Raw genomic sequence first — 4,049 nt, forward strand, 5'->3', positions numbered from 1 at the left:
TTTTTGCGCGGAGGGGTCGGCCCCGCCGACCCCTCCGACGGAAAAAGTGGGTTTTAGTAGTGCCACGGGAAGTCGTCGAAATCGGGCTCTCGCCCCTCGTTGAACGCGTCCCGTCCCTCCTTGGCCTCGTCGGTCATATACGCGAGTCGCGTCGCCTCGCCCGCGAACACCTGCTGGCCGACCATCCCGTCGTCGGTGAGGTTGAACCCGTACTTCAGCATCCGCATCGCCGTGGGGGACTTGCTGGTCATCGTCTCGGCCCACTCCAAGGCAGTGTCCTCCAGTTGCTCGTGGGGGACCGCCTCGTTGACCATTCCCATATCGGCGGCCTCGGCGGCGGAGTAGGTCTTCCCGAGGAAGAACACCTCGCGGGCCTTCTTCTGGCCGATCTGTTTGGCGAGGTACGCCGACCCGAACCCGGAATCGAAACTCGCCACGTCCGGGTCGGTCTGGAGGAACTTCGCGTGTTCTGCCGAGGCGATGGTCAGGTCACAGACGACGTGCAGCGAGTGGCCGCCGCCGACGGCCCACCCCGGGACGACGGCGACGACGGGTTTCGGGATGTGTCTGATCGCTCGCTGGACCTCCAGAATGTGCAGGCGGCCGACGTTCTCGGGCGCGTCGGGGTTGTCCGGGCCCTTCTCTTCGTCGTATTCGTATCCGGAGTCCCCCCGAATCGACTGGTCGCCGCCCGAACAGAAGGCCCAGCCGCCGTCTTTCGGCGACGGGCCGTTCCCCGTCAGGAGGACACAGCCCACGTCGGTCTGGCGCTTGGCGTGGTCGAGCGCCGTCGCGAGTTCGTCGACCGTCTCCGGGCGGAAGGCGTTGCGGACCGCGGGGCGGTCGAAGGCGATGCGCACGGCGTCGGTGTCGGTGCCGCGGTGGTAGGTCAGGTCGGTGAAGTCGAACCGGTCGACCGGTTCCCACCGCTCCGGGTCGAAGAGATCAGAGACCATACGGCCTCTCGGGAGGGGGCGCGCAAAAAGATTCCCTCGGCGCTGACGACCACGTTTAAATACGCTGGCGGCACTGCATACCACCAGTGAAACCGAACGTCCTCCTCGTCGTGCTAGACACCGTCCGGGCCAGAAACACGGGCCTGCACGGCCACGCCAACGACACGACACCGTTTCTCGACGAGTTCGCCACCGAGCGGGCGACGTGGTACGAGCAGGCGCGGGCGCCGGCCGCCCGGAGCCTCGACAGCCACGTGAGCATCTTCACGGGTCTGTCCGTCGCCGAACACGGCGTCGTCACGTCGACGGACAAACTCGCGGCCGGCGAGACGGTGTTCGACGAGTTGCGCGAGGACGGCTACACGACGGGCGTCTTCTCGGAAAACAGCTGGCTCACCGACGTCGACGCCGGGCTGAAAGACGCCTTCGACACCGTCGAGGGGCCGCGGAACGTCCCGTTCCCCGAGGAACTGGACCCGACGAGTTTCGTCGTCGAACACGGACAGGGGGAGTACAGCGAGTTCCTCCGGGCCTGTCTGGAAGAGGACACCACGACGTGGAAGGCGCTGCTCAACGGCGCAGCGGTCAAGCTCGGCTCGGACTACCCCGGCCTGCTCCCGACGGGCCAGACCAGCACCCCCGCGGAGACGTACGTCGACCTCTTTCTGGACTGGAGTGAAGACACAGACGGCCCGTGGGCGGCCTGTCTGAACCTGATGGACGCCCACCACCCCTACGAGCCCGACGCCGAACACGACCGCTGGGGCGGCGACTACCTCTGGAAGCTACAGGCGGACATCGAGGACGTCAAGTGGGAGTACAACGGCGGCCAGCGGCCGTGGTGGGAGCGCCGGGCGCTGGAAGCGCTCTACGACGGCTGTATCCGGCAACTTGATTCCCAACTGGAACGGCTGGTCGGCGCGCTAGAAGCCCGCGGCGAACTCGACGACACGCTGCTGGTGGTCCTCAGCGACCACGGCGAGGGCTTTGGCGAACCGAGCCTCGTCCGGCCGAACGCGCGCGTGGCCTCCCACAGCGTCGGCGTCCACGAAGTGTTGTTGCACGTCCCGCTTATCGTCCGGTATCCGGGACAGACCGAGCCACAGCGGGTCGAAGACGCGGCGACTATCACCGGCTTCCCCGACGCCGTCAGAGCCGTCCGGGACGGGGAGTGGACCGGCCGGGAGTTCGTCCCCGAGGGGCCGGTGGTGGCGACGAGTCACGGACTGGACGACCCCGTCCAAGAGCGGGCGTCGCGGTACTGTTCGGACCTCTCCCCGTTCACGGCGACGGCGAACGTCGTCTACCGGGACGCCGAGACGGGCGTCGAGAAGTTCGTTTCGTGGCGCGACCGGACGTGTACCATCGCCTGCCCCGACCCGCAGGCGTCCTATCGGTCGGCCGAGACGGACGACGGCGTGGTCGCGGCGGCGTTCGAAGGGGTCGAGGACGCCGGCGTCCGCGAGGGCGCGCGCGGGTTCGAGGAACTCGACGACGCGACGACCGAACACCTCGAGGACCTCGCTACGCCTGAGCGGGGCCGGCCAGCCACAGCCGACCTCCCTAACTGAACAGATGGTCAGCTAAACACCCGTTTCAAGCTTTGATACTGTGACGTACAGGCTTTTGTCGTCGCCAATGGATTCCGGAGTATGTCCAATGCTGCCGGCAGTGAGACCACGAACCGAACGCTCCTGAGACGATTACAACGACGGGCACGGGAGTTCATCGAGTACGTCCCGAACGGGCAGACGATTCCCGAGGACTCCTGGGAGCGTCGCCACCGAAACATCGGCCTCCTCGTGCTGGCGCATCTCCCGCTGTTGTTGGGTCTCGGGTTGGTCGAGGGGACGGAGTCGACGGTGACCGGCATAACGCTGCCGTCGATTCCGCTGTCGAGCCTCCTGTTCGAGCTGGCCGTCATCCTCACGTTCGTGTCGCTGTCGCGTCTCGAACGGTTCCGTCGGCGCGTCCGGACCATTCTGGCGGTGACCGGGCTGTTGGTCTGTTCGGCGGTACTCGTCCACGTCTCCGGTGGGTACATCGAGGCGCACTTCCACTTTTTCGTGGCGATGGCCGTCGTCGCCGTCTACGAGGACTGGTTGCCGTTCGCGTTCGGCATCGGCTACGTCGTCATCACACACGGTATCTTCGGGATGATAGACCCGAGTCGAGTGTACAACCACGCCGCGGCGATATCGAACCCGTGGGTATGGGGAGGCATCCACGGCGGGTTCGTCACCGCGCTGGCTGTCGCGTTGATGGCGAACTGGTACTCGACTGAGCGGTCCCGCGAGAAGGCGACCGAACGACTCGACGAGGCGCGGACGAAGGCCGCCGAAGTCGAGGACCTAGAGGCAAAACAGGCGGAGCTAGAGCGGGCGCGGGCCGAGGCCGAGAAGATGAAAGCCGAGGCCGAGGCCCAGCGGGCGGAAGTCGAGGAGTTGTACGACCACCTCGAGAACACGGCCGAGAGCTACAGTGCGACGATATCCCGGGCGGCCGAGGGCGACCTCTCGGTCAGGCTAGACGCCGACGAGGAGAGCGACGCGATGGCCCGTGTCGCCGTCGCGTTCAACGAAATGCTGGACGAGACCGAAGAGACGATGACGGAGATACAGGCGTTCGCCGACGAGGTGGCCAGAGCCAGTGAAACGGCGAGCGACGGGGCCAGAGAGGCCACGGCGGCCAGCGAGTCGATCAGCGAGTCGATACAGCGTATCGCGGCGGACGCGGACGACCAGCAGGAGAAACTACGCAGCGTCGCCGACGAGATGACCGACCTCTCTGCGACGGTCGAGGAGGTAGCGGCGTCGGCCGATACGGTCGCCGAGCGGTCACACGAGACGGCCCGAATCGCCGAGTCGGGCGAGGCGACCGCGCGGGACGCCATCGAGGACGCGAAGGCGGTGCAGGACGCCGTCGACACGACGGTCGACAACGTCGAGGCCCTCGACGACCGGATGGACGAGATCGGTGAGATCGTCTCCCTGATCGGCGACATCGCCGAGCAGACGAATATGCTGGCGCTCAACGCGAACATCGAGGCCGCCCGCGCCGGCGACGGGAGTGGCGGCGACGGGTTCGCCGTCG

At 66.7% G+C, this 4,049-nt stretch carries 3 protein-coding genes; 2 read left to right on the top strand and 1 reads right to left on the bottom strand.

Annotated features, from left to right (window positions below):
• Nucleotides 1–53: 53 nt before the first annotated feature.
• On the bottom strand, nucleotides 54–956 hold the full coding sequence (locus GJ629_RS14895; RefSeq protein ID WP_157513722.1) for a 1,4-dihydroxy-2-naphthoyl-CoA synthase: 903 nt from the start codon (nucleotides 954–956) through the stop codon (nucleotides 54–56).
• A gap of 86 nt (nucleotides 957–1,042) precedes the next feature.
• Here GJ629_RS14895 and GJ629_RS14900 point away from each other — a divergent pair, with 86 nt between their 5' ends.
• The gene (locus tag GJ629_RS14900; protein WP_370515929.1) at nucleotides 1,043–2,527 is read left to right on the top strand and encodes a sulfatase-like hydrolase/transferase; all 1,485 of its coding nucleotides are present in this window, start codon (nucleotides 1,043–1,045) and stop codon (nucleotides 2,525–2,527) included.
• 81 nt (nucleotides 2,528–2,608) lie between these two features.
• On the top strand, nucleotides 2,609–4,049 hold a 1,441-nt coding region (locus tag GJ629_RS14905), incomplete at its 3' end, for a methyl-accepting chemotaxis protein (protein ID WP_157513723.1).

This window comes from Halapricum sp. CBA1109, from assembly GCF_009741825.1.
In the GTDB taxonomy this organism is placed as follows: Archaea; Halobacteriota; Halobacteria; order Halobacteriales; family Haloarculaceae; genus Halapricum.

Coding starts and splice junctions, on each gene's coding strand:
- GJ629_RS14895 (WP_157513722.1), bottom strand. CDS start 956: ATGGTCTCTGATCTCTTCGACCCGGAGCGGTGGGAACCGGTCGACCGG.